The organism is Micromonospora sp. NPDC049801 (assembly GCF_040656575.1).
Classification (GTDB): domain Bacteria; phylum Actinomycetota; class Actinomycetes; order Mycobacteriales; family Micromonosporaceae; genus Micromonospora.
Genome location: NZ_JBFAMS010000017.1, coordinates 21,271 through 43,968, shown reverse-complemented (window position 1 = coordinate 43,968; position 22,698 = coordinate 21,271). Strand labels below are relative to the sequence as shown.

The 22,698-nt window shown below is 72.1% G+C and carries 24 protein-coding genes; 10 read left to right on the top strand and 14 right to left on the bottom strand.

The window, feature by feature from the left end:
• Positions 1 to 27 precede the first annotated feature (27 nt).
• From AB0I89_RS26970 to AB0I89_RS26955, 4 genes are all read right to left on the bottom strand, one after another.
• On the bottom strand, positions 28 to 942 hold the full coding sequence (locus AB0I89_RS26970) for a cytochrome c biogenesis protein CcdA (RefSeq protein WP_357132424.1): 915 nt from the start codon (positions 940 to 942) through the stop codon (positions 28 to 30).
• On the bottom strand, positions 939 to 1,517 hold the full coding sequence (locus AB0I89_RS26965) for a thioredoxin-like domain-containing protein (RefSeq protein ID WP_357132421.1): 579 nt from the start codon (positions 1,515 to 1,517) through the stop codon (positions 939 to 941). Before AB0I89_RS26965 ends, AB0I89_RS26970 begins: the two co-directional genes overlap by 4 nt.
• A gap of 68 nt (positions 1,518 to 1,585) precedes the next feature.
• Positions 1,586 to 3,049: an NADH-ubiquinone oxidoreductase-F iron-sulfur binding region domain-containing protein gene (locus tag AB0I89_RS26960; protein ID WP_357132418.1), complete on the bottom strand. Its 1,464-nt coding sequence runs from the start codon at positions 3,047 to 3,049 to the stop codon at positions 1,586 to 1,588.
• Complete coding sequence (locus tag AB0I89_RS26955; RefSeq protein ID WP_357132414.1) at positions 3,049 to 4,683, bottom strand: hypothetical protein; 1,635 nt, start codon at positions 4,681 to 4,683, stop codon at positions 3,049 to 3,051. The genes AB0I89_RS26960 and AB0I89_RS26955 overlap by 1 nt, the downstream gene beginning before the upstream one ends.
• A 276-nt stretch (positions 4,684 to 4,959) precedes the next feature.
• Here AB0I89_RS26955 and AB0I89_RS26950 point away from each other — a divergent pair, with 276 nt between their 5' ends.
• A complete protein-coding gene (locus tag AB0I89_RS26950; RefSeq protein ID WP_357132411.1) occupies positions 4,960 to 6,405 on the top strand; it encodes an alpha-amylase family glycosyl hydrolase in 1,446 nt (481 codons plus the stop codon).
• A 77-nt stretch (positions 6,406 to 6,482) separates the two neighbouring features.
• The gene (locus tag AB0I89_RS26945) at positions 6,483 to 7,394 is read left to right on the top strand and encodes a L,D-transpeptidase (RefSeq protein ID WP_357132408.1); all 912 of its coding nucleotides are present in this window, start codon (positions 6,483 to 6,485) and stop codon (positions 7,392 to 7,394) included.
• Between the two features lie 10 nt (positions 7,395 to 7,404).
• On the opposite strand, the gene AB0I89_RS26940 is transcribed toward AB0I89_RS26945, so the two are convergent.
• Genes AB0I89_RS26940 through AB0I89_RS26925 form a run of 4 tightly spaced genes read right to left on the bottom strand, consistent with a single transcriptional unit; the run spans position 7,405 to position 10,843 of the window.
• A complete protein-coding gene (locus tag AB0I89_RS26940) occupies positions 7,405 to 8,037 on the bottom strand; it encodes a response regulator transcription factor (RefSeq protein ID WP_357132405.1) in 633 nt (210 codons plus the stop codon).
• On the bottom strand, positions 8,034 to 9,170 hold the full coding sequence (locus tag AB0I89_RS26935) for a histidine kinase (RefSeq protein WP_357132402.1): 1,137 nt from the start codon (positions 9,168 to 9,170) through the stop codon (positions 8,034 to 8,036). Before AB0I89_RS26935 ends, AB0I89_RS26940 begins: the two co-directional genes overlap by 4 nt.
• A 26-nt stretch (positions 9,171 to 9,196) precedes the next feature.
• On the bottom strand, positions 9,197 to 9,940 hold the full coding sequence (locus AB0I89_RS26930) for an ABC transporter permease (protein WP_357132399.1): 744 nt from the start codon (positions 9,938 to 9,940) through the stop codon (positions 9,197 to 9,199).
• Positions 9,941 to 9,943: 3 nt separating this feature from the next.
• Positions 9,944 to 10,843: an ABC transporter ATP-binding protein gene (locus AB0I89_RS26925; RefSeq protein ID WP_357132396.1), complete on the bottom strand. Its 900-nt coding sequence runs from the start codon at positions 10,841 to 10,843 to the stop codon at positions 9,944 to 9,946.
• Between the two features lie 275 nt (positions 10,844 to 11,118).
• On the opposite strand from AB0I89_RS26925, the gene AB0I89_RS26920 reads away from it, so the two are divergent.
• The 4 genes from AB0I89_RS26920 (at position 11,119) to AB0I89_RS26905 (ending at position 14,335) form a co-directional block, all read left to right on the top strand.
• On the top strand, positions 11,119 to 11,973 hold the full coding sequence (locus AB0I89_RS26920) for an alpha/beta fold hydrolase (RefSeq protein WP_357132393.1): 855 nt from the start codon (positions 11,119 to 11,121) through the stop codon (positions 11,971 to 11,973).
• A gap of 313 nt (positions 11,974 to 12,286) precedes the next feature.
• Positions 12,287 to 12,547: a hypothetical protein gene (locus AB0I89_RS26915; RefSeq protein ID WP_357132390.1), complete on the top strand. Its 261-nt coding sequence runs from the start codon at positions 12,287 to 12,289 to the stop codon at positions 12,545 to 12,547.
• Positions 12,544 to 13,053 carry a hypothetical protein gene (locus tag AB0I89_RS26910; RefSeq protein WP_357132387.1) on the top strand — a complete coding sequence of 170 codons (510 nt, stop codon included), beginning with the start codon at positions 12,544 to 12,546 and terminating at the stop codon, positions 13,051 to 13,053. The genes AB0I89_RS26915 and AB0I89_RS26910 overlap by 4 nt, the downstream gene beginning before the upstream one ends.
• A gap of 130 nt (positions 13,054 to 13,183) precedes the next feature.
• A complete protein-coding gene (locus tag AB0I89_RS26905) occupies positions 13,184 to 14,335 on the top strand; it encodes a site-2 protease family protein (protein ID WP_357132384.1) in 1,152 nt (383 codons plus the stop codon).
• 124 nt (positions 14,336 to 14,459) lie between these two features.
• Here the strand turns inward: AB0I89_RS26905 and AB0I89_RS26900 are convergent, their stop codons facing one another.
• Both AB0I89_RS26900 and AB0I89_RS26895 read right to left on the bottom strand, forming a co-directional pair.
• Positions 14,460 to 15,737 (bottom strand): FAD-binding protein, encoded by a 1,278-nt coding sequence (locus AB0I89_RS26900; RefSeq protein WP_357132381.1) that lies wholly within the window; start codon positions 15,735 to 15,737, stop codon positions 14,460 to 14,462.
• On the bottom strand, positions 15,734 to 16,486 hold the full coding sequence (locus AB0I89_RS26895) for a hypothetical protein (protein ID WP_357132377.1): 753 nt from the start codon (positions 16,484 to 16,486) through the stop codon (positions 15,734 to 15,736). The genes AB0I89_RS26900 and AB0I89_RS26895 overlap by 4 nt, the downstream gene beginning before the upstream one ends.
• 120 nt (positions 16,487 to 16,606) lie before the next feature.
• Here AB0I89_RS26895 and AB0I89_RS26890 point away from each other — a divergent pair, with 120 nt between their 5' ends.
• A complete protein-coding gene (locus AB0I89_RS26890) occupies positions 16,607 to 17,029 on the top strand; it encodes a hypothetical protein (RefSeq protein WP_357132374.1) in 423 nt (140 codons plus the stop codon).
• Between the two features lie 4 nt (positions 17,030 to 17,033).
• Here AB0I89_RS26890 and AB0I89_RS26885 read toward each other — a convergent pair whose 3' ends face one another.
• Positions 17,034 to 17,963, bottom strand: coding sequence for an LLM class F420-dependent oxidoreductase (locus tag AB0I89_RS26885; RefSeq protein WP_357132371.1), 930 nt, complete (start codon positions 17,961 to 17,963; stop codon positions 17,034 to 17,036).
• Positions 17,964 to 18,060: 97 nt separating this feature from the next.
• On the opposite strand from AB0I89_RS26885, the gene AB0I89_RS26880 reads away from it, so the two are divergent.
• Entirely contained in the window at positions 18,061 to 18,372 is a 312-nt protein-coding gene (locus tag AB0I89_RS26880) for a metalloregulator ArsR/SmtB family transcription factor (RefSeq protein WP_357132369.1), read from the top strand.
• A 1-nt stretch (position 18,373) separates the two neighbouring features.
• Positions 18,374 to 18,904 carry an SRPBCC family protein gene (locus AB0I89_RS26875; protein WP_357132366.1) on the top strand — a complete coding sequence of 177 codons (531 nt, stop codon included), beginning with the start codon at positions 18,374 to 18,376 and terminating at the stop codon, positions 18,902 to 18,904.
• Between the two features lie 9 nt (positions 18,905 to 18,913).
• On the opposite strand, the gene AB0I89_RS26870 is transcribed toward AB0I89_RS26875, so the two are convergent.
• Together AB0I89_RS26870 and AB0I89_RS26865 are read right to left on the bottom strand one after the other, a co-directional pair.
• The gene (locus tag AB0I89_RS26870; protein WP_357132362.1) at positions 18,914 to 19,951 is read right to left on the bottom strand and encodes a hypothetical protein; all 1,038 of its coding nucleotides are present in this window, start codon (positions 19,949 to 19,951) and stop codon (positions 18,914 to 18,916) included.
• Complete coding sequence (locus tag AB0I89_RS26865; protein WP_355051350.1) at positions 19,951 to 20,220, bottom strand: hypothetical protein; 270 nt, start codon at positions 20,218 to 20,220, stop codon at positions 19,951 to 19,953. The genes AB0I89_RS26870 and AB0I89_RS26865 overlap by 1 nt, the downstream gene beginning before the upstream one ends.
• A gap of 580 nt (positions 20,221 to 20,800) precedes the next feature.
• On the opposite strand from AB0I89_RS26865, the gene AB0I89_RS26860 reads away from it, so the two are divergent.
• A complete protein-coding gene (locus AB0I89_RS26860) occupies positions 20,801 to 22,003 on the top strand; it encodes a hypothetical protein (RefSeq protein WP_357132359.1) in 1,203 nt (400 codons plus the stop codon).
• Between the two features lie 9 nt (positions 22,004 to 22,012).
• On the opposite strand, the gene AB0I89_RS26855 is transcribed toward AB0I89_RS26860, so the two are convergent.
• Entirely contained in the window at positions 22,013 to 22,576 is a 564-nt protein-coding gene (locus AB0I89_RS26855; RefSeq protein WP_357132356.1) for a Uma2 family endonuclease, read from the bottom strand.
• Positions 22,577 to 22,698 lie beyond the last annotated feature (122 nt).

Below are 22,698 nucleotides of genomic sequence, written 5' to 3'. Positions count from 1 at the left end.
TACCCCCCCCCCGCGCGCTAGACCAGCTCACCCCGCCGATCTTGCACTTGCTGTCGTCTCGATGCCCCGATCCGCGTCTTTTGGGGCGACAGAAAGTGCAAGATCGCGGGCATGACGGCGGGAGCGCGCGGTGCGGGCTGCCAGGAGGAGCAGCGCTGCCAGGGTGGCCAGGAGCACCGCCGGGCCCAGGGTGTCGACGGTGTTCGACAGGGCGTGCTGCACCTGCGCGGCTGCTTGGATGACCGGGTCTTCGAGGGCTTCTCGCCGGCCGGCGGCCAGCCGTAGCTCGTACCAGCCGTACCAGGCGACGTAGCCGCCCGCCAGCAGCAGAACCAGGCCGCTGAGCCGGGGCACCAGCGCGCCCGCGACGCGCAGCCGGGCCACCAGCGAATCGCGCAGCAGCGCCACCCCGACCGCGGCGACCGCGACCACCAGACCCATCCCGAGGGCGTACGCGCCGAACAGCGCCAGCCCACGCCCGGTCGAGCCGGCCTGGAGGCTCGTCACCACGATGGCCAGAAAGGGCGCGATGGCGCACCCCAGCGAGGCCAGCGCGTACGCCGCCCCGAACAGCGCCATCGACGGCCACGACCTGGTCAGCCGGGGCGCCCGAGCGGTCCAGCCCGGCGCGGGCAGTCGCCGGCCGGCGAGCAGCCAGCAACCGGCCGCCACCAGCAGCAGCCCGAGCACCACCGTCAGCCACGGCAGCCGGGGTCGCAGCCAGCCGGCCAGCGGCGCGAGCGCCAGACCGAAGGCGCCGAAGACCACCACGTACCCCAGGGTGAGCCCGGCCGCCGCGGTGAGCGCGCGGCCGACCGCGCCGCGGGCGTCCGACGCTCCGGCGACCAACAGTGAGAGGTACGCGGGCAGCAACGCGAATCCGCACGGGTTGACCGCGCCGAGCATGCCGGCGGTCAGCGCGAGCAGCAGCGGGCCGGTCACGCCCCGGCCAACGCGCTAACCCGGGCGGTGAGTGACTCACCGTCAAGGAAGCCCTGGTGGACGACCTTGCCGTCGCGGTCGATGATCACGAAGATGCTCTGTTCGGTGACCTTGAACCGCTTCCAGAGCACGCCCTTGCGGTCGTCGATCTGGGGCATGTCGCCGAGGTCGAACTCGGTGACGAAGTTCTTCATGTCGCGCTGCTCGCCCAGCCCGGCGACGCCGACGATCGGCACGGTGTCCCGATACTTCGGGGCGATCTCGGCCACCGTCCAGGCCTGGCTGGCGCAGGTGGCGCACCACGGCGCCCAGAACCAGAGCACCACCGGTCGGCCGGCCAGTCGCGTCGCGTCGAAGGCGCTGCCGGCGAGGGTCGTGCCGGTGAAGCGCAGGGTGTCCGGGACCGGGGCCGCCGGGGCCGACGACGCCCCGGCCGAGGGGGTCGGGGAACTGGTCGGGGCCGGCGCGGTCCCGGCGGCGGCAGCGTCGGGCGGCACCGTGCCGGTACAGGCCGTCGTGGCGAGCAGGGCGGCGACGAGTACTGCTGCCGCCGCCGGCCCGATCCGCTTGCGCATCCGTGCTCCTCCACAGTCGTAAGGAAGGGCCCCTTGCTATACACGAGGCGGTAAAAAGGTGCCGTTCCTTACTCGGCCTTGGCGAGGCGCAGGGCGAGTTCCGGGCAGACCTTGACCGCCTTGAGGGCGCCCTCGCGCAGCCACGTCGGCACGGGCGTGGCGGGGAAGGCGGGGTAGCCGTTGGCGTCGAGCCGGATGAAGTCCGGCACCACGTGCGCGCAGAGGCCGTGCCCGTCACAGCGGGACCAGTCCAGGGTGAGCTTCTGCGGGTTCGGGTCGGGTGCGCCGGGCAGCCCCATGACGCCCTTGACCCGCCGACCGCAGCCGTCGCCGGTGCTGTGCAGCCGCAGGTCCTCGGCGAAGACCTCGATCGCCGAGAGCGCGAACCGGGCCGTACCGTCGGGGTGGCTGCATGCTCCCCGGCCCTTGACCTCGCCCGCGGCTGCGCGGACGACGTCGGCCGGTTGGCTGCCGGCCACGGCCAGGTCGACCGCGCGGGCCAGGTCCGGCAGGCCCATCTTGCACGGGCCGCACTGGCCGGCGGACTCGCCGGCCAGGTAGCGCACCACCTGCGCGGCCTCCCCGAGCGGGCAGGTGTCCACGCCGATCGGAATGATGATGCCCGCCCCCAGGGTGCCGCCGACCGCGGCCAGGCCCTTGCGGGAGACCTCGGCCTTCTCGGCCGCCTCGGCGGTGATCCACTTGCCGTGGTAGCCGCCCATCAGGATGCCCTGCACGTCCGGGACCTCGCACAGGTCGAGGACGTCGCGCAGCGGCATGCCGGCGGTGCACTCCACCACGGCCGGCCGGGCCGCCGCGCCGGTCACCGTGAGCAGCACGGTGCCCGGCTCGTCGTCGGTGCCGAGGGCCGCGTACTCGTACGGGCCGAGTCGCGCGCCGACCGCGAGCTGGGCGTACGTCTCGGCGTTGGACAGCAGGGTGGGCAGGCCACTGACCCCGGAGTCGCTGGAGCGCTTCTTGGTGCCGGGCGGAATGTGCGGCAGCCCGTTGATCCCGTTGACCAGGGCGCCACCCTCGCCGGAGATGAACCGGTGCGGCACGGTGACGATGGTGGTCGGCACCGGCATCCGGCGCTCGTCGAGGGCCTCCATCAGGGAGTCCCGGCCGACCCCGTCGTCCGCCACGCCGATGACGATCTCGTCGGCGTCCAGCGCGTACGCGGCCAGCGCCGCGCCGTCGAGGACCAGGTGCGGGGCGCGGGTCAGCAGCACCTTGTCCTTCCAGCTCGCCGGCTCGCCCTCGGTGGCGTTTACCACCACCACCGCGGAGAGGTCCTGCCGCTCGCACGACTCCAGCACGGCGCGCATCTTGCGGGCGAACGGGAAGCCCGCGCCGCCCTTGCCCTTGAGCTGCATGCCCTCGGCGAGCCGGAGCAGTTGCGCCGGCTCCATCGGGCCGATCGGTCCGTGCACCTCCTCGTGCGCGGCCAGGTCGAGGCGTCCGAACTCGGCGAACCCGGCGGTCAGTCGAGGCTCACCGACGCAGGCCACCGGAGGCACGGTCGTCCGCATCACTTGGCCTCACCCCGCAGACCCGCCCAGTACGCCCCGTCCACGGCGTCCGCGCTGGCCTTGCGGCGCTTGGCGGACCGGCCCTCGGCCCGCCGCGCGCGACGAGATGCCAGGTCGACCAGGGTCGGGGTGTCGTCGACGGGCGGCGGAACCTCGTCGGGGACGTACCGGGCCGGCGGGCGCCAGTAGTCCGGCTCCTCCGGCAGGTCGTCCTCCGCGCTGTGCCGGCCGCTGCCGCTGCGCGGCGCCGCCGAGATCGGACCGGCCGAGATCGGGCTGCTCGAGATCGGGCCGGCCGAGATCGGCTCGACCGAGACCGGACCGGCCGAGATCGGCTCGGCGGCCTGCCAACGGCGCGGGCTGTCCCACGGCTCTTCGGGCTCGTCGGTGGCCCGCCGGGGCGGGGCGGAGTACCGGGTGCCCTCGTCCTCGGTGCGGGACCGTCGTCCGCTCCGCTCGGCCGCCGGTTCCTCGGCGCGCCGCCGCCGGGTGGGGGCGGTCTCCTCGTCCCGGTCGCGGCTGCGCGACGCGCGCCGCCGGGTCACGGGCTCCATCTCCTCCTCGTCGTTGCGGCGGGCGGAGCGGCGGGTCGCCGTCGTCTCCATCTCTTCGCGGCGGTCCTGCCGGGCGGCGGGCTCCTCGTCGCGGCGACGGCGACTCGGCCGGACCGGCTCAACCAGCGAACCGGGCTCGGGCACCACCGGAACGGTGAACCGCTCGGGGTCCCGCCGCCGCGGACCGGTCGGCGCCGTCCACGTGGCGGTGGTGGCCTCCGCCCAGGCCGGACGCTTGTCCTCGCTCTTCTCGCGGCGGCGACCCAGGCCGGCCAGCAGCGAGCGTCCACGGCCCTCGTCGGTGGCCCGCCCGGCCATCGCCGCGTTGCGCACGGCGGCCTGCTGCTGCTCGCGACTGCGCCGGCCGATGGTGACCGAGAGCCGCACCAGCAGCGCCAACACGACGAGCAGGACGCACGCGAAGTAGCTGAGGACCACCCAGGACGCCGCGGCCCGACCGGCGTTGAGGCCGTGGAAGATCGCGAACGGCCAGGCGAGGTAGGCGGCGGAGTGCAGCGTGCGCCACAGCCACTTCGGACCGACGCCGGCGAAGCGGGCCCGGATGATGCCGGTCCAGATCACGCTGACCATGAGCAGGGCGGCCACGGTGCCGAGGCCGACGTAGAGCCCTCGGCCACCGATGAACGGCACGAGTGAGTCGGTCGCCGCGGCCCGACCGGTGGCGATCTTGGTGAGCACGTGGAAGACCAGTCCGGCCGTACCCAGGACGCCGGTGGCGCGGTGCGCGGACTGCATCAGCACGCGGTGCGAGATGTTCAGCACCAGCCGGTCGGTGGCGAGCAGTCCCAGCATCACGGTGAGACTCAGCGACACCAGGGCGATCACGCCCGCGAAGAACTCGGTGAAGAAGAAGCCGTACGCGTACGCCATCTGACCGGCGCCGGTCAGCATGGTCGCCGCCCAGAAGGCGGCGAGCAACGAGGCGATCAGCATCGTCGTCGCCGAGCGGGACCGCGTCCGCACCCCCCGACTGCTGGTGCTGGTCCGGACCTCGGCGGCCTTCTGGTTCTGCTTTGCCCGGGCCATCTGCTCCTCGATCGTCTCGCGGCGGCGTACCACCGGCCGACCCCTGCTCCCCCATCCAGTACGGACCGGCGGCGCGCGCGGATCACCCGGGGGGAAAAAATTCTGGGCCGCCATCGAACCAAGTGACGTCCCGGTGCGTTGTGCACGCTCCCCGCACGTGGCAGGCAGTGACGCAGGTCCATGCATTGACAGTCCTTGCAACACGCTTGTAACCTTTCGGCAAATTTTCAGCACGTATTGCAAGATCCGAGCAGCCCTGTGCTCCCCCCGGCACCACCACCCCCACCCCCGCTCCCGTCAGGAGTCCCGATGCGCCAACGTCGACGCGGCTCGGCGATCCTCGCCCTCGGCCTGGTCGCCAGCCTGTTGGTTCCCCTCACCGCGACGGCGTCCCCGGCCGCCGCCAGCCCGTCCGGCGCCAAGAAGGTCATCGTCCAGCTCTTCGAGTGGAACTGGCCGTCGGTCGCCAGCGAGTGCCAGAGCACCCTCGGCCCCAAGGGCTACGGCTACGTGCAGGTCTCGCCCCCGCAGGAGCACGTGCGGGGCAACCAGTGGTACATGGCGTACCAGCCGGTCAGCTACCGGATCGAGTCCCGCAAGGGCACCCGGGCGCAGTTCCAGTCGATGGTGAACACCTGCCACGCGGCCGGCGTCAAGGTGATCGTCGACGCCGTCATCAACCACATGTCCGGCCAGGACAACGGCGGCACCGGTTGGGCCGGCTCGTCGTACGCGCACTACGACTACCCGGGCATCTACCAGACCCAGGACTTCCACCACTGCGGACGCAACGGCGGCGACGACATCGCCAACTACAACGACCGGTACGAGGTGCAGAACTGCGAGCTGGTCAACCTGTCCGACCTGAAGACCGAGTCGGACTACGTCCGTACGAAGATCGCGTCGTACCTCAACGACCTGCTGTCCCTCGGTGTGGACGGCTTCCGGATGGACGCCAGCAAGCACATGCCGGCCGCCGACATCGCCGCCATCAGGAGCAAGCTGTCCCGCTCGGTGTACGTGGTGCAGGAGGTCATCTACGGTGCCGGCGAGCCGGTCCAGCCGACCGAGTACACCGGCAACGGCGACGTGCACGAGTTCCGCTACGGCAAGGACCTGGCCCGGGTGTTCCGCTCCGAGCGGCTCGCCTACCTGAAGAACTTCGGCGAGGGCTGGGGGCACCTGCCCTCCGGCTCGGCCTCGGTGTTCGTGGACAACCACGACACCCAGCGCGACTCCAGCGGCGTGCTGACCTACCGCGACCGGGGGATCTACGCCCTCGCGAACGCCTTCATGCTGGCCTGGCCGTACGGGTCGCCGACCGTCATGTCCAGCTACACCTTCAGCGACCGGGACGCCGGCCCGCCCTCGGACGGCAGCAACAAGACTCTCAACACCACCTGCTACTCGGGCTGGGAGTGCGAGCACCGTTGGCCGGTGATCGCCAACATGGTCGGCTTCCGCAACGCCACCGAGGGCGCCGGCGTGGCCAACTGGTACGACAACGGCAACAACCACATCGCGTTCAGCCGCAGCGGTAAGGGCTACGTCACCGTCAACGACGAGGACGCCGCGGTGAACGGCCGCTCGTACTACACCGGACTACCCGCCGGCCGGTACTGCGACGTCATCCACGGCACGTACGCGAACGGATCGTGCAGCGGCCCGGTGATCACCGTGGACGGCAACGGTTGGTTCGCCGCGAACGTGCCGGCGCACGACGCGGTGGCCATCCACATCGGCGCGCGGCTCTGACCGACTCCCGGGGCCTCCAGGCGGCGGGTATCGCCGAACCGGGGGCCCCGGACCGTTCACCGCCCTAGAGTGGTTTAGTGCCGTTTGACCGAATGTCCCCGTACCGTCGTCGCGCCGGCTGGATCGTCGGCGCGGTCGCCGTACCCGTGCTGCTGGTCGCCGCGCTGCTGACCGGCCAGGCTCTCACCCCACGCTCGACGGCCCCCGACGACCAGAACGCGGCGATCGCCGACCCGACGCCGAGCAGCGTCGAGCAGAGCCTCCAGGAGTCGGTCCCGCCGGCCGCGCCCGCTCCGGACGGGCTGCCGGTGCTCGACTACGACCCCGCGCCCAGGGGCTTCCCCGCCGACCCGGCCACGATGGACACCACGCCACTGGCCGAGGGCGTGCACCCGACCCGGCGGATCGCCGCGTACGACGCTCCCGGTGGCCGGCCGCTGGCCTTCGTCGAGCCGACGCTCGCGGGGGCCGAGCTGACCGTGCCGATCGCCCAGCGGCGGGCCGGCTGGACGGCCGTCCTGCTGCCGTCGGCGAACCGGCAGCTCGCCTGGCTGCCGCCGGGCGGGTTCGACACCGTGGCGCTGCGCGACCAGATCGTGGTGGAGCGCAGGGCACACCGGCTGACCTGGTACCGGGCCGGCAAGGCGGTGCGCTCCTGGAAGACGAGCCTCGGCCAATCGGGGCAGGAGACGCCGCTCGGGCGCACCTTCATCCTGGGCCGCACCCCGCCACCCGAGGAGGTCTACGGCGGCGTGGACATCTACGCCCTCGGCTCGGTGCCGGACGACCCGGAGGCGGTGCCGACCGGGCTCAGGGGCGCGCACATCGGCCTGCACACCTGGCAGAACGACGACGAACTGGGCGAGAACACCACCAACGGCTGCATCCGGGTGACCCGCAGCGGTCAGCGGGAACTGCTCGCCGAGGTTCGGCCCGGCAGCAGCCTGGTGGTCGTCGACCAGCTCCCCACCCCGCCGTCGACCGCCTGAGCCGGGCCGCTCAGTCGCCGAGCAGCCACCCGTTCTGCTCGGCGATGTGCACGGCCGCGGCGCGGTTGCGGGCACCGGTCTTGCCGATCGCCGCCGACAGGTGGTTACGCACCGTCCCCTCGGACAGGTGCAGCGTCTTCGCCAGTTCGGCGACCGCGCCGCCGCCCCGCGCCGCGCGCAGCACCTCGGTCTCGCGCTCGGTCAACGGGCTCGTCCCGGTGGCCAGGGTCTCCGCGGCCAGCGTCGGATCCACCACCCGCAGTCCGGCGTGCACCCGGCGGACGGCGTCGGCGAGCTGCCGGGCCGGGGTGTCCTTGACCACGAAGCCGTTCGCGCCGGCCTCCATGGCGCGACGCAGGTAGCCGGGCCGACCGAACGTGGTCACCACCAGCACCCGGCAGGCCGGCAGCGCGGCCCGCAACGCGGCGGTGGCGGCGATCCCGTCCAGGCCGGGCATCTCCACGTCCAGCAGGGCCACGTCGGGCGTGTGCCGCAGGGCCTCGGACACCACCTCGTCGCCCCGGCCCACCTCGGCCACGACGGTCAGGTCCGGCTCCAGCGACAGCAGCGCGGCCAGCGCGCCACGCACGAGCGCCTGGTCGTCGGCGAGCAGCAGTCGGATCGGCGTGGACGGGCCGCTCACCGGGCCTCCGCCGGGGCGTGCACCCGCAGCAGGAAACCGGTGCCGTCCCGCCGCCGACCCACGGTCACCACGGCATCCAACCGGCGGGCCCGCTCCCGCAGGCCCACCAGCCCGTACCCGGCGGCGTCGACGTCCGGCGTGGACGGTCCCCGACCGTCGTCGCTCACCTCGACCCCGTCCGGGCGGACCCGGATCGTGCAACACCGCGCCCCGCTGTGCCGGACCACATTTGTCACCCCTTCGCGTACCGTCCACCCGAACAGCCGGTCCCACTCGGGCGGCAGCTCCGGCATCTCGGCCGGCAACTCCGCCGCGATGCCCGCCGCGGCGAGGGCGGATCGCGCGCCGGCCAACTCCCCGGCGAAGGTGACCTCCCGGTACGCCCCGACGGTCTGCCGCACGTCGGCCAGCGCCGCCCGCGCCAGCTTCTCCACCTCGGCGATCTCGGCGGCCGCCCGGACGGTGTCGACCTCGATCAGCCGCCCGGCCAGCTCGGCCTTGATCGCCACCACGGTCAGCGAGTGCCCGAGGATGTCGTGCAGGTCGCGCGCGGCGCGGGCCCGCTCCTCGGCGACCGCGAGCCGGCCGATCTCCTGCTGCGCGGCCTGCAACTCGCTGTTGCGCTGGGCCAGCCCGGACACGCCGAACATTGCGAACGAGGCGAGCAGCACCGCGAAGACGATGCCGTTCTCCGCCTCCCACCCCGGCACCAGCCGGGACGCCAGCGCGGGGGTCACGGCGCAGAGCGCCACGGTGGCCAGCGCCTCCGACAGCGGCAGCAGGAACACCCCCGCCGCGGCCACGTAGACCAGGGTCGCCAGCCAGTCGCCGCCGGTGCCCGGGATGCTGGCCAGGCCCACCCCGAGCAGCACCAGCAGGCCCAGACGTGCTCGCCCCGCCGGAATCGGCAGCAGCAGCCGACGCAGCCGACGGGCCCACTGGAACAGCAGCACGTAACCCAGTCCGAAGACGACGAGGGCGGTCACTCCGACGAACCGCCGCCACGGCTCCGACTGGTGCAGCGCGGTGGAGATCGGCACGTTGAGGAAGAACAGCCACACGGCGGCCAGCAGCCAGCCGATGTACCGCCAGTGGCGGTTCATCGGCTGGGGCTGCCCCGTCGGGAGGTCCATCGGGTTCACGCTAGCGGTCGGACCGGTCAGACCCGAGCGGTGTCCCGGCGGAACAGCCGGGTCGCGCCGACACCGAAGGCCAGGGTCCAGAGGACGATGTTGGCCACCGCCGCCATGCTCACGCCGTCGCCGGTCAGTGGCGAGCGGGCCAGCTCACCCATGCCGTACACCGGGGTGAACTTCGCGACCTGCTGGAGCACGTGCGGCAGCACGTCGACCGGCACGAACAGCCCGCCGAACATGGCCAGCACCGCCAGGATCGGCCCGATGAACTGCATGACGTTCTCGGCCGGCACCAGGTAGCCGATGAACAGGCCGAACGCGGCGAACACCAGTGAGCCGACCCAGGCGGCCAGCCCGGACAGCAGCCAGACGTCCAGCGGGAGGCGGACGCCGGCCGCGGCGCCCACCACGAACTCGATGACGACCGCGATCAGGCCGAGCGTCATCGCGGTGGCCAGCTTCGTCGCCACGTACGCGGTCGGCCGCAGCGGAGTGAGCCGTAGCTGCCGGCTCCACCCCAACGCCCGCTCGGTGGCGACCGCGCCACCCGCGCTGGTCGTCGCCACCATCGCCGCGTACACGGCGAGGCTGATCATGACGTACGCCGTGACGGGCCGGCCGTTGTCGAGGGTCTGCCCCCGTTGCGGCAGACCGAAGATGAGGAAGAAGACGCCCGGCATGATCAGCGTGAAGGCGAGGGTGCGGCGGTTGCGCAGCACCCGGCGCAGCTCGATGCCGAGAACCGCCGGTGCGGGCAGGGTGGTCATGGGTCAGGCTCCGATACGTTCGGTGGTCAGGGCGAGGAAGGCGTCCTCGAGGTTGCGGGAGGTGATCTCCACGTCCCGGGCGGCGGTCCGGGTGAGCAGGTGCCGGGCGACCGCGTCCGAGTCGCCGGTACGCACCAGCACGCTGTCGCCGCGTACCTCCACGGCGTCGACGCCGGGCAGCGCGGCGAGCGCGGCCTGGTCCGCGCCGGGCAGGGTGGCCCGCACCGTACGGCCGGCGGCCAGGTTCTTGATCTCGGCGGTGGTGCCGTCGGCGACGACGCGTCCCTGGCGGACCAGCACGATCCGGTCGGCGTACGCGTCCGCCTCGTCCAGGTAGTGGGTGGCGAAGATGACGGTCCTGCCGTCGCGGGCGTCGCGGCGCAGGGCCTGCCAGAAGTCCCGCCGACCCTCGACGTCCATGCCGGTGGTCGGCTCGTCGAGGACCATCAGGTCCGGGTCCGGCAGCAGCGCCAACGCGAAGCGCAGCCGCTGCTGCTGACCGCCCGAGCACCGCCCGACGAGCCGGTCGGCGATGTCGGCGATACCGGCGCGCGCCAGCACCTCGGCTGCCGGTCGGGTGCGCCGGTAGAAGTGCGCGGTCATCCGTACCGTCTCGCCCACGGTGAGGTCCTTGAGCAGGCCGCCGGTCTGGAGCACGGCGGCGATCCGCCCCCGGGCCACCGCCTCGTCGGCGGTGCCGCCGAGAACGCGCACGGTGCCCGCGTCCGGGCGGGCCAGGCCGAGCAGCATGTCGATCGTGGTGGTCTTACCCGCCCCGTTGGGGCCGAGGAACGCCACCACCTCGCCGGGCTGCACCCGCAGGCTCAGTCCGTCGACCGCGGTGACCGTACCGAAGGTCTTGGTGAGGCCGTTCAGCTCGACGGCCGGATGCGTACTCGTCATGGCATTGATGCTGGGGTGTCGCGGACCTCGACTCCTGAAGCGGCCGTCACGTTCCGGCCGTGACATTTGTCAGGGCCGGACGGCACGGCTCAGAGCCCGGCGGGCACGCAGCGTGACGGGCCGGCGGGCGAGGACCCCGACGAGCGTGATGCCACCCAGTCATCAAGATGCCCCTGAGTCATCACGCCCACCGGCACATCCGCCCCCGACACAGGCATTCCGGGTCCGGCAGCGGGTAAGCGCGCCGCCGGACGCCGCGACACCGGGAGGACGCGATGGGTGCCACACCGCAGGGCCAGGTCGACACGATCGTGCTGATCCACGGGCTCTGGATGACCCCACGGAGCTGGGAGGGGTGGGCCCAACGATTCACCGAGCGCGGCATGCACGTCATCGCTCCCGCGTGGCCCGGCATGGACCGCTCCGTCGAGCAGTTGCGCGACGACCCCAGCCCGATCGCCGAGCAGAGCATGGCGACGATCGTCGCCCACTACGACCGGATCATCCGGGCGCTCCCGCGTCCGCCGATCATCATGGGCCACTCGTTCGGTGGGCTGTTCGCCCAGGTCCTCGCCGACCGGGGACTCGGCGCGGCGGTGGTGGGGGTACATCCGGCGGCGATCAAGGGGGTGCTCAAGGTGCCGTTGAGCCAGTTGCGCTCCGGCTTCCCGATCCTGCGCAGCCCCGCCAACCGGAGCAAGGCCGTCCCGTTCACCCCGGACGACTTCGCCTACACCTTCGGCAACACCTTGAGCCGTGAGGAGTCCGACCGGGCCTGGCAGCGGTACGCGGTCCCCGGAGCGGGCCGGGTGTTCTTCGAGGGCGCGTTCGCCAACGTCGACCCGCGCTCGCCCGCCCGCGTCGACACCGGACGCGTCGACCGGGCGCCGCTGCTGCTGATGGCCGGCGGGCAGGACCACGTGGTGCCGGCGTCGGTGGTCCGCGCCAACGCGGGGCTCTACCAGAAGTCCCGCGCGCTCACCGCGTACGAGGAGTTTCCCGGCCGGTCGCACTTCACCGTCGGAGCGCCCGGCTGGGAGGAGATCGCCGACTACGCGCTGGACTGGGCGATGCGGGCGGCGGCGCTGCCCCGCGAGGCGACCATCGCCAGCGAGACCCCCCGCCGCTGACGCCCGGCCAGAGGTAATCCGCTCGCCGGCATCTACGTCCGGGGCTGCGAACGGCGCGTGATGTCGGTTAGTGTTCGTCCCTCCACGGAACGTACGAAGATGGCTCGCGTCGCGCGTGGTCGAGCGGGGAGGACAGCATGGCCAGCATCGAACAGGTATTGGTCCGGCTGCGCGCCGCCGGCACCGGCCACCCGACGCTCGCCGAAGCCATCGCTCGCGCCGAGCAGAGCAAATAGCGGCTGGTCGAAGGGGCAACCACCCTGCAGGGCAGCAGTCAAGCAGCGCGACAGTACATGAGCGTGCTGGGCTGACCGTGAGCATCGGCGAGATCAAAGCGATCCTCTACGAAGCCGACCGCTCGCTCAGCGAAGCCGCCGCCACAGTCAGGGAAATCGGCACTCAGCTCGACGAGGCGACCGGCCTCGCCCTCGCCACTCTGCATGACAGCCAGCACGCCGAGGCCAACAAGGTCCGTGCTGACCTCATTTCGGCCCAACGCGAGGTGGAACTGACCCTCCGCGTGATCACGGTGGTCAAGGACAACGCCGGCAGCTATCGGGAGTCACTCGGATGACTGGGCTTCTGGCCCAGGTCGTGGCGCAGCTTAACGCCGCGATCGACAAGTTGGACGCCCTCGCCGTGAGAGCGGGCCACGCCCAGCAGGACGTCGCCGAGGCTCGGCGAAATCTCCACCAACTCGCTAGCGGAAGCGAGAACCCGAAGCTCGGCCTGGCGATCAGCAAGAGCGGCACCGCTGTCGACAAGGCCGGCCGGCTCGGCCGACTGAGTAGCAACGCCGCACAACATCTCGCCAACTACGTCAACGTGATCGCCCCTGGATCTGCCCCCACCCGCCTCGACGAAGACCGCGGATCACCAACGGGTGAGCGGGTGGTCGCAGAGGCAGAAGCCAGGGGCAACCGAGCCGAAGCCTTCCTCCGGCGTCACGTGAAGAAGGCGGACGAGACCGAGGGCAACCTTCAGGACGCCGAGCAGGCCACCACGGCCGGGCTTCGTGAGTTGATGCATCAGATCAAGAGCGGCCCCGGCGGCACCGCGACCTCCACCACCGGTCGGTGACGCCGACAGCCTGATCGACCTTCTGTCACCAAGGCGGATCCGCGCCCGATCTCAGCTGCTGCACCTTCCGCAGCGACGACCTGAGCGCCGCGTGTCGCATGGCTCGGCTGACCGTGGGTATGAGCCCGGGATGAGGGCGAGTTTCCGGATCGGTCGGATCGCGGGAGTGCCGGTCGGCGTCAACTGGAGCGTGCTGGTCATCTTCGCGCTGATCGCGTGGGGGCTGGCCGCCAACCAGTTTCCCCGCTCGTACCCGGATCGCTCCGCCGTGGCGTACACCCTCGCCGGCCTGGCCGCGGCGGTGGTCTTCTTCGTCGGCCTGCTCGCCCACGAGGTGTCGCACGCGGTGGTGGCCAAACGCAACGGGCTGGAGGTCGACGGCATCACGCTGTGGCTGTTCGGCGGCGTGGCCGAGCTGAAGGGCGAGCCGCGTGACCCGGGCGCGGAGTTGCGCATCGCGGGCGTCGGCCCGCTGGTCAGTCTGCTGCTCGGGGCGTTCTTCGGCGTCATCGCGCTGCTGTTCGCGCTGGCCGGGCAGGGCGGGCTGCTCTTCGGGGCGATCGCCTGGCTGGCCGGCATCAACGTGCTGCTGGCGATCTTCAACGTGCTGCCGGCCGCGCCGCTGGACGGCGGTCGGCTGCTACGTGCGGCGGTGTGGAAGGCCACCGGCGACCGGACCCGGGCGTCAGTGGTCGCCGCGCGGGCCGGCTGGGTGCTCGGCGCGCTGCTCATCGGCCTCGGGCTGTGGCAGTTCCTGTCCGGCGTCGGCTTCGGCGGGCTGTGGCTGGCGCTGATCGGCTGGTTCCTGATCGGGGCCGCCGGGGTGGAGGAGCGACAGGCCCGCACCGGAACCGCGCTGCGCGGAATCCGGGTCGGCGACGTGATGACACCGCAGCCGCAGACCGCGTCGGCGGACATGACGGTCGCCGACTTCGTCGACCACTACCTCTTCGCGTACCGGCACTCGGCGCTGCCGCTGACCGACCAGGGGCGGCCGACCGGCCTGGTCACCGTGGACCGGGTGCGGGGCGTACCGCCCGAGCGGCGCGCGTCGACCACGCTGGCCGAGGTGGCCTGCCGGGCCGACGAGCTGGTGCTCGCCCAGCCGGGTGAACAGCTCAACGACCTGCTCCCCCGGCTCACCGAGTGCGCCGACGGCCGAGCCCTGGTGGTAGCCGAGGACGGCCGCCTGACCGGAATAGTCTCCCCCAGCGACATCAGCCGCGCAGTCCAACGCGCCACCCTACGCACCCCCACCCCCACCCCCACCCCTTCCCGCTAACGCCCCTCTCCCGCCCGCCCACGCCGCGTCGATCATGGAGTTGCGGTGGGATCAAAACGTCTTCGAAGCCCCCTGAACGGGCACCACAACTCCATGATCGACGTGGGTAGGGCGGCGCGGGGAGCTAGCGGGGGAAGTAGTGGTTCAGCTGGTCGGTTCCGAACTTGTTTTTGGGGTCCAGCTTCGTCAGCAGGGACGTGAAGTCGGCGTACCTCGGGTAGCGGCCCGACAGGTCCTCCGGGTCGGTGACGAAGACCTTGCCCCAGTGCGGGCGCGGAGCGAACGGGGCCAGTCGCGCCTCCACCTCGGCCAGCACGGGTAGCACCGCGTCGGTGTCGTCGACCCAGGTGAAGTGGACGACGAAGCTGTCCCGCTGGTGGTTGGGGCTCAGCCACAGCTCGTCGGCCGCCACCGTCCGCAGCTCGCACACGTGCAGGACCGGGGCGATCAGGTGCGCCACGTCGGCCAGGGCGGCGAGCGCGTCGGCGACGGCGGTACGTGGCAGGTGGTACTCGGACTGCAACTCGTCACCGCTGCTCGGGGTGAAGCCGAGCTTGAAGTGCGGCAGGCGCTCGTGCCACGGGCCCGGCTCGCCGAGTTGCGGGGTGCAGTTCTCCGGCGGCATGCCGAGCACCGGGTGCCGTGGCTGGTCGGCCGGGGTGGTGCCGAGCCAGTCCGCCTCCGGCGGCGGCTGGTCCGCGAGCTGCTTGCGCCACACCTCCCGCAGTCGCGGCCTACGCCAGTCGGTGAAGACACTCACGCTGTACGCCGAGTCGAGCGCCTCGTCCAGCGCGGCCGGGTCGAGGTCGAGCCGTACGTACTGGCGCAGCTCGAAGGCCGGCACCAGGTCCAGGGTGACCCGGGTGACCAGGCCGAGCGCGCCGAGCCCCACCACCATGCCGGCGAACGTGTCGTCGTCGCGGTCGACCCGCAGCAGGTCGCCGTCGGCGGTGACCAGCTCCAGGCCGGCGACGGCGCTGGCCAGGTTGCCGTGGGTGGGGCCGGAGCCGTGGGTTGCGGTGGCCACCGCGCCGGCGACCGAGATGTGCGGCAGCGAGGCCATGTTGGCCAGCGCGTACCCCTGGGTGTGCAGGTGTCCGGCGAGGTCGCCGTAGCGCATCGCGCCGCTCACGGTGACCTGGCCCCGTTCGCGGTCCACCTCGACGGTCGGCGGCAGACCGGCCAGGCTCACGAGGTCGCCGGCGGTGTCGCCGAAGCGGTTGAAGGAGTGCCCCGTGCCGAGGGCGCGGACGCGCCGACTGCCGGCGACGAGGCGACGCACCTCGTCGAGGGAGGTCGGTCGGTGGAACGCCCGCGCCGCGTACCGGACGTTGCCGGCCCAGTTGCGGCGTGGCACCTCGGAAGCTGCGGTCGACGTGGCGTTCGGTCCCGGGGTGGTCACGTGGCGGTCTCCCGATCGGTGGACTGCTGGTCGCTCAGAGCGGCGATGAGGGCGTCTAGAACCGTATCCACCTGGAACGTGTGGTAACCACGTTGGGCGCGCGGCAGACCGGCCGCGCTGGCGCGTTCGATCTCGACGCGGGCTGCCTGCCGGGCCGCCGCGTCGCCGGACAGCAGGGCGTCCTGGCCGCGCCGGATCAGCCGATCGACCCGGTCCATGGCGTAGCCGCGCAGGCCCACCGCGATGTCCGGGACGGCGAAGGCGGCGCGCCGCAGAGCGAGCAGGTCGACGAAGCGGTCTCCGGCATGCCGGGTGAGCGCTTCGGACACCTGCTCGGGTTGCTCGCGGACCTGGTCGAGAACGAGCAGCTCGATGGCCGGCCGGCCGTCGAGCGGGTGGCGGGCGGTCACCAGCTCACGCGGCATACCCTGCACAGGCACCAGCAACAGCCTCGGCGGGGTCGGGTAGCCATCCTGTCGAGGCGGCTCGTCGAGGACCACCGTGTCGACCTCGGCCCACCGGAACTCCCGGCGCAGGCCCGGCCGCCGGATGCTCAGCCCGTCCGCGTGGATCCCGAACCGGAACGGCCGCAACGCGCTGACCAGCGCCACCGTGCCGAGCGCGATGACACCCACCGCGATGATCGTCCGTAGCAGGGCGCGGTCGCTGGGATAGGCCAGCAGGATTACCCCACCGAGTACGCAGGCCAGGGCGAGCGCACGGGCCCCCCGATTCCGGCGCAATTCCACCCGCGGACCCCCGTTTCATGACCGTGGCGTCGGTCCCGACATCTTCCGCCAGACCGGGCACCGAGGACACCGGACGATCGGGCACGGTTGTTCTCGCCGTCGGCGGGGAACCCTACGCCCATGAGCAGCTACCGTGATCCGGCCGCGCGGGGCGACGTCTTCCCGTCGGAGGAGGAGCTGGACCCGACCGGCAGCGCGGTCGAGCCGGCCAGTGCGCCGCCAAACGTCCGGTTGCCGAACCACCCGGCGCCCACACCCGGTCCCCGGCCGACGCCCGCTCCCGCTCCCGCGCCGACGCCCGTACCGTCGCCGGGGCCACCGCCCCGCGAGCCCGCCGGCGAGTCGCGGTCGATCGTGACGCGCCACCTGGACGGGTCGGTCGAGATCGTCACCGACCTCAACGGTGACGGCGTGGCCGACGTCGTCCAGATCGACGTGGACGGTGACGGCGTACCGGACATCACCTATGTGGACAGCGACCGTGACGGCCGGTTGGACACGGTGCTGCGCGAGCCGGGCCGGCACGCGCAGCACCGCGCCTGACGGGTCACAGGTTCGCCAGCACCTCGCTCGCTACCAGGTCGAGGTGGTCGAGGTCGGCCAGGTCCAGCACCTGGAGGTAGATCCGCTGGCTGCCGATCTTGGCGTACCGGTCGATGGTGTTCAGGACCTCGTCGGGCGTGCCGGCGATGCCGTTGGCCCGCAGCTCGTCCGGGTCCCGGCCGATGGCGGCGGCCCGGCGGGCCACCTCGGCGTCGTCGCGTCCGCAGCAGAGCACCAGGGCGTTGGACCAGACCAGTTCCGCCGGGTCGCGGCCGATCTCGGCGCACGCCGCGCGGACGCGCTCGAACTGCGCCGCCGAGTCCTCCGGCGAGGCGAACGGCAGGTTGAACTCGTCGGCGTAGCGGGCGGCCAGCCGGGGCGTCCGCTTCGGCCCCATCCCGCCGAGCAGGATCGGCGGGCGGGGCTGCTGCACCGGCTTGGGCAGGGCGGGCGAGTCGGTGACCGGGTAGTACCGGCCCGGGTGGCTGAACGTCTCGCCCGCCGGGGTGGACCAGAGGCCGGTGATGACCGCGAGCTGCTCCTCCAGCCGGTCGAACCGTTCACCCAGGGCCGGGAACGGGATGCCGTACGCGGTGTGCTCGTCGCCGTACCAACCGGTGCCGATGCCCAGCTCCACCCGACCGCCGCTCATCTGGTCGACCTGCGCCACCGTGATCGCCAGCGGGCCGGGCAGCCGGAACGTGGCGGCGGTCATCAGCGTGCCCAGCCGGATGCTGCTGGTGTCGCGGGCCAGACCGGCCAGCGTCGTCCACGCGTCGGTGGGGCCCGGGTCGCCGCTCACCGAGCCCATCTTCAGGTAGTGGTCGGAGCGGAAGAACGCGCCGAAGCCGGCGTCCTCGGCGCGGCGGGCGACCGCGAGCAACTGGTCGTAGGTGGCACCCTGCTGGGGTTCGGTGAAGATCCGCAGTTCCATGCTCCGAGCATAGGTAGCCGTCCCCGATGCCGCTCCGGGACGGCCGCCACCGTCATATACTTTGACAGACATATGACGGCAGGGGCATATTGAGCGGGTGTCCAGCGACGCCTTCACCGTCCTCGCCGAGCCCACCCGACGCCGGATCCTCGACGCCCTCCGCGACGCCGACCGCAGCGTGAACGAGCTGGTCGACGGGCTCGGTGTCAGCCAGCCGGCCGTCTCCAAACACCTGCGGGTGTTGCGCGAGGCCGGCTTCGTCTCCTGCCGGGTCGCCGCCCGGCGGCGGATCTACCGCCTCGACCCGGGTCCGCTGCGAGCGGTCGACGGCTGGCTCGACCCGTACCGCCAGCTGTGGAGTCGTCACCTGGACGCCCTGCAACGGCACCTCGACAGTCAGGAGCAGTGACATGGACCGCGACACGTTCCGCCCGAGCCCACCCGCCGAGGCGCGCGCCGAACACGCCGACGGCGGTGCGACCCTGGTGTTCGTCCGCGACCTGCGGCACCCACCCGGCGCGGTCTGGGCGGCGCTGACCGATCCGGCACAGCTCGCGCAGTGGGCGCCGTTCCTCGCCGACCGGGACCTCGGCAGCCCCGGCGCCGCCGTGCTCACCCTCGTCGACGGCGAGACGTCGGTGCAGCAGACCGCGGCCGTACGCCGAGCCGAGCCGCCTCACCTGCTCGAGTACACCTGGGGCGACGACCTGCTGCGGTGGGAGCTGACGGCCTCGGGTAGCGGCACCCGGCTCACCCTGCGACACACCGTCGCCGAGCCGGGCGCGCTGCCGATGGTCGCCGCGGGCTGGCACCTCTGCCTCGACGTGGCCGACCGGCTGCTCGACGGAGACCCGGTCGGCCCGATCCGCGGCGCCGAGGCCAAGGACTTCGGCTGGCCCGCACTGCGCGACGCGTACGCCGAGCGGCTCGAAGCGGAGTGACCGCGTCGATCAGACGTACGGTCGGGTGGCGTACGCGGTGCGCAGCGCGGCCAGCCCGGCCGCCTTCGGCGACAGGGTGCCCCACCCGGAGTTGAAGTAGTTGGTCCGCGCGATGAGGGGACCCCGCTCGGCGTTGAGCTGGGCGATCGCCGCCGGAACGGTGGCGATCCAGGCGGCCTGGTCGGGGATCTCGGCGGACCGCACCCCGTACTCCGCGATGATCACCGGCCGGGACAGCGCCACCGGGCCGAGGTCCGCCACCGCCCAGTCCTTGGTCCGGCGGAAGCGGGCCAGCGCGGTCTGGCCGGAGGCGGTCGCGTAGGCGTTCCACTGGAGGTAGTCCAGTCGGGACATCAGCGCCTCGGTGTGGGTGCGCTGGAAGCACGCCCGGTCGAAGCCGCCCACCCCCACGGAGAAGGTCGTGCCGGTGGGCAAGGTCCGGGCCTTGAACCAGGTGACGATGTACGACACGGCCTGCACCGCCCGCGCGTCGGACTCGGCCCAGGTGTACGCCTTGCCGGCCTCGGTCGTACCGAACTCGTGGTCGGTGTCCAACTCGGACGCGAGTTGGATGTTCACCCCGAAGCCGAGCGTCCGGTACTGGGACAGGGCCCGCGCGAACAACCCGTCGCACTGGCCGTTGAGCACCTGGGTGTAGCCGTACGCCTTCGGCCAGCTGGTGCCCGGACGCTGCTGGATCGTCATCGACGGCGCGGGCACGGTGTAGGTGACGCCGTCCACGGTGAAGGTCTGCGGCCCGGCGTCGCCCGCGCCGTAGTGCTTCAGCTCCAGGACCATGTTCATCTGCACGCCGGCCTTGCCCAGGTTGACCAGCCATGGCCGGTTGTAGCCGGGAAAGATGTACCCGTCGGCGAAGCTGCGGTACTGGGTCAACGAGCGGAAGTTGCCACCGGCCATGTCGGCGGTGGGGTCGGCCCCGCCGGACAGGTAGTAGCCGCCGAGCACCGGTTGGCGCACGGTGTAGTCGACCCCGGCCGTCGCCGTGTGTCCGGCGGCGTCGCGGACCTGGACGGTGACCCGGGGCATCACGCCACCGCCCGGTACACGGCCACGGAGCCGTTGTCGGAGACCCGGGTCCAGGTACGCCCGGAGTTGTCGGAGACGGTCACGGTGAGCGGGTCGATGACCGCGGTGACCTTGACCGGCGCGCTGCTGTTGCCCTGCGCGTCGGTGACCACGATGGTGACGGTCAGCGGTTTGGTGTCGGCGTCGGAGTACGTGACGGTCAGCAGCATCTGGTCACCCGGCGAGAAGACGGATGCGTTCAGGGCTGCGGTCGCGGTGGGAGCCGCCATGACAGGGCCTCTCTGATTCGGTCGCCCGGCCCGGCGCGCGGGTGAGCGACGCCGAACAGGGCGGGATCCACGATGCGTGTGGTCGGCAGGGCACGTGGGCGACGTGCCGGTGGGCGACGTCGCCGGCGGTGGACGGTGACACCGCTGCGGGCGCCTCCAGCGGTGTGGGACGGCCGAGCCGTACGCGTCGTCGGGGCCGGCGGCGGTGCCGGGCCCGCACCGGCGGGGCCGGGCCGGCGAGGGCGGCACCGGAGCGGACGATGCTGTCCGCACCGGGCGCGCGGGTGGGGATGTGGCCCGACATCCCTCGCCCTCTCGCCTGCCTTAAGGGTCCTCTACCAGGGGCTTTACCGTCTTGTCCGGTTAGCGACATCTGTCCTCGACGGACGGATTGATCACCTTCGCAGCCGCTGGCCACCGCGGCGCGGCGCACGCCGCGAGCGCTGACACATTCGTAAACTTGGACGGCAACTCGGCGTAAATGTGGTGGTTTCTACTGCGGATACCATGCGGTCGTCTCCGTCAGGTGCGACCGAAAAGGTGCCGAGTGCTCAGGACGGCGAGAAGAGTCAGCACGACGATGAGCATCTGGCGGCAGGGCCTGTGGCGGTACCGCCTGACCGCCGCCGGCGTCGGCCTGGCGATCCTGAGCGCGGCGACCGCCACCCAGAGCCCACCGCTGGCGCTCAGCGTCGCGGCGGCCACGGCGGGTCTCCTGGTCTCGACCCTGGAGATCCTCGCCAACCGTCGACGGACTCGACAGTTCCGCTTCCATCCGCGCGACGGCGACGACTATCGGGACATCGTCGAACAGGTCCGGTACCCGAGGCGGGTCCTCACCAGTGCCCACAGCACCGGCATCATCCCCACCGACGAGAGTTCCCGGCTGCGGGGCCAGCGCATCCGCTGCGCCGTCTCGCCGACGAGCTACGTCCTCGGCCGGGACCTGCGGCGCTGGTCGTTCGACTTCCTGGCCCGGCACGCCCGGACGGCCGCCATGTACAACGGAGCGGTGTTGGGCCTCGCCGACGACCTGCCGACCGGTGCCGACGACCCGGTCGTCACGCTGCGGCCGGCGCACTACTTCGACTTCTTCTGCAGCAACCTGCTCGCGCCGTACGACGTCTACGAGGCAGGTCGGGACACCCGACCGATGCGTGGCCGTGACCTGATCCTCGACCACCGGGACCGGCTGCGACGGTTCGCCGACAGTCGGCTGGCAAACGTGGTGGGCATCTCCACCCTGGCGTTCACCCTCGACGGACGGCTGCTGCTCGTCGCACAGACCCGGGACAACGTGGGCAGCCCCGGGCTCATCGCACCCTCCGGATCCGGTTCGTTGGAGCCCGGGGACGCGGCGGCGACGGTTACCGCGCCCAGCCTTCAGGAGGTCATCGTCGCTGGCGCGCTGCGCGAACTGCGCGAGGAGTGCCACCTCGAACCACACGAGATAGCCGAGAGCGTGGTCCTCGGCTTCGGGCGGTGGATCAGTCGGGGCGGCGTGCCGGAGTTCTGCACGGTCACCCTGCTCAAGGTCACTGCCGACGAGGTGCTGCGGCGGGCCGTCCTCTGGACGGAACGGCCGTACGTGGGTGAGGTGCTCGCCGTACCCGTTCCGACCACCGCACAGTGGGATCCCGACGACCCTCTCGCGCTGCTGCCCGCCGAGAATCGGCACAGCGCCTCGTGGCCGCTTGCCTTCGGTCTCTCCTGCCTCACCGACTGCATGACCGACGAGGCCTGGCCACAACGCGCGGCCCTGACGGCGCTCGTCGACCAGTAGGGACGTGTGTCAGAGGCTCTGGTCGAGGTGGTCGGCGGGGGCCGACTGGAGCAGCCACGCCAACGGCATCTTCGCGTGCTCCTCGTACGACCCGTTTCCACCCAGCCGGTAGAGGGTGACCGTCTGCGCCCCGTCGCGGTCCACGACCCAGTACTGCGAGATGCCGGCCGACGCGTACTCACGGACCTTGGTCACCGAGTCCATCGCCTCCGAACCCGGCGAGACGATCTCCACTACAAGCGCGATTTCGGTCACCGACGCCCAGACACTGCGGCCCGGCGGCTTGCGCCAGACGCTGAGATCGGGAATCCGGCCACCGTCACCATCCGGGCCGGAGATCCGCACACCGACGGCTTGAAGCACCTGCTCGGCGGGCCAACCAGCCATAATCAGCCAGGCAAAGAGCCGACTCGCGATCGTGGCGTGCTCCGAATCGGGCGGCGGCATGACCGACAGGACCCCCTCGGGGCTGGTCTCGTAGCGGTGGCCATTCGGATCGGCGGAGTTCATCGCCGCGACGTCGTCGAGCGTCACGACGGCGGGCATGTACATGCCTACGGCCTCGGCGCTCATGGCCCACATCCTAACGGCCAGTAGTGGGATCTGCGGCCGCTGACGTCCCGGTTTGCGCCTACCGAGCGCGCCGAATCACCGCGCAACCGGCTCGCCGAGCCGCGCGACAGGCGCGGTTACTG

Bases quoted from the DNA above. Each gene is read 5' to 3' on its own strand.
- AB0I89_RS26965 (WP_357132421.1), bottom strand. From the start codon at position 1,517: ATGCGCAAGCGGATCGGGCCGGCGGCGGCAGCAGTACTCGTCGCCGCC.
- AB0I89_RS26960 (WP_357132418.1), bottom strand. From the start codon at position 3,049: ATGCGGACGACCGTGCCTCCGGTGGCCTGCGTCGGTGAGCCTCGACTG.
- AB0I89_RS26950 (WP_357132411.1), top strand. From the start codon at position 4,960: ATGCGCCAACGTCGACGCGGCTCGGCGATCCTCGCCCTCGGCCTGGTC.
- AB0I89_RS26935 (WP_357132402.1), bottom strand. From the start codon at position 9,170: ATGGACCTCCCGACGGGGCAGCCCCAGCCGATGAACCGCCACTGGCGG.
- AB0I89_RS26930 (WP_357132399.1), bottom strand. From the start codon at position 9,940: ATGACCACCCTGCCCGCACCGGCGGTTCTCGGCATCGAGCTGCGCCGG.
- AB0I89_RS26925 (WP_357132396.1), bottom strand. From the start codon at position 10,843: ATGACGAGTACGCATCCGGCCGTCGAGCTGAACGGCCTCACCAAGACC.
- AB0I89_RS26920 (WP_357132393.1), top strand. From the start codon at position 11,119: ATGGGTGCCACACCGCAGGGCCAGGTCGACACGATCGTGCTGATCCAC.
- AB0I89_RS26910 (WP_357132387.1), top strand. From the start codon at position 12,544: ATGACTGGGCTTCTGGCCCAGGTCGTGGCGCAGCTTAACGCCGCGATC.
- AB0I89_RS26905 (WP_357132384.1), top strand. From the start codon at position 13,184: ATGAGGGCGAGTTTCCGGATCGGTCGGATCGCGGGAGTGCCGGTCGGC.
- AB0I89_RS26890 (WP_357132374.1), top strand. From the start codon at position 16,607: ATGAGCAGCTACCGTGATCCGGCCGCGCGGGGCGACGTCTTCCCGTCG.
- AB0I89_RS26885 (WP_357132371.1), bottom strand. From the start codon at position 17,963: ATGGAACTGCGGATCTTCACCGAACCCCAGCAGGGTGCCACCTACGAC.
- AB0I89_RS26875 (WP_357132366.1), top strand. From the start codon at position 18,374: ATGGACCGCGACACGTTCCGCCCGAGCCCACCCGCCGAGGCGCGCGCC.
- AB0I89_RS26870 (WP_357132362.1), bottom strand. From the start codon at position 19,951: ATGCCCCGGGTCACCGTCCAGGTCCGCGACGCCGCCGGACACACGGCG.
- AB0I89_RS26865 (WP_355051350.1), bottom strand. From the start codon at position 20,220: ATGGCGGCTCCCACCGCGACCGCAGCCCTGAACGCATCCGTCTTCTCG.
- AB0I89_RS26860 (WP_357132359.1), top strand. From the start codon at position 20,801: ATGAGCATCTGGCGGCAGGGCCTGTGGCGGTACCGCCTGACCGCCGCC.
- AB0I89_RS26855 (WP_357132356.1), bottom strand. From the start codon at position 22,576: ATGAGCGCCGAGGCCGTAGGCATGTACATGCCCGCCGTCGTGACGCTC.